The sequence below is a fragment of the Acinetobacter sp. NIPH 2100 genome, from assembly GCF_000369805.1.
Lineage (GTDB): Bacteria > Pseudomonadota > Gammaproteobacteria > Pseudomonadales > Moraxellaceae > Acinetobacter.
This window is the reverse complement of record NZ_KB850224.1, coordinates 3,431,354-3,432,186: the sequence shown is the minus strand read 5'-3', so window position 1 is coordinate 3,432,186 and position 833 is coordinate 3,431,354. Positions and strand designations below refer to the sequence as shown.

The window sequence follows — 833 nt, the reverse complement described above, 5'->3', positions numbered from 1 at the left end:
CCAGTGATGCCACCGATAATTCCAGTGACTGCGCCAAGAGGCCCGCCATCGCCACCACCAATACCACCAGTGATGCCACCGATGATTCCAGTGACTGCGCCAAGAGGACCGCCATCACCACCGCCGATACCGCCAGTGATGCCACCAATAATGTCGGTTACTGCGCCAAGAGGACCGCCGTCACCACCGCCAATTCCGCCAGTAATACCGCCGATGATTCCAGTGACTGCACCCAGAGGACCACCGTCACCACCGCCGATTCCGCCAGTAATACCACCGATAATATCGGTTACTGCGCCAAGAGGCCCACCATCACCACTGCCAATTCCGCCAGTAATGCCACCAATGATGCCAGTGACTGCACCCAGAGGACCGCCATCACCACCACCAATTCCACCTGTGATGCCACCGATGATTCCAGTGACTGCACCAAGAGGGCCGCCATCACCACCACCAATTCCACCAGTGATGCCACCAATGATTCCAGTGACTGCGCCAAGAGGGCCGCCATCACCACCGCCAATTCCACCAGTGATGCCACCGATGATTCCAGTGACTGCACCAAGAGGGCCGTCATCACCACCGCCGATTCCACCAGTAATACCACCGATAATGTCGGTTACTGCGCCAAGAGGACCGCCGTCACCGCCACCAATTCCACCAGTAATGCCACCGATGATGCCAGTGACTGCGCCAAGAGGACCACCGTCACCACCACCAATTCCGCCAGTAATGCCATCAATGATTCCAGTAACTGCACCAAGAGGACCGCCGTCACCACCAATTCCACCAGTGATGCCACCGATGATGCCAGTGACTGCGCCAAGAGGACC

The 833-nt window shown here is 57.9% G+C and carries 1 protein-coding gene; it reads right to left on the bottom strand.

Annotated features, from left to right (window positions below):
- A partial coding sequence (locus tag F887_RS18705; RefSeq protein WP_005297076.1) for a hypothetical protein occupies positions 1-833 on the bottom strand: 833 nt, incomplete at both ends.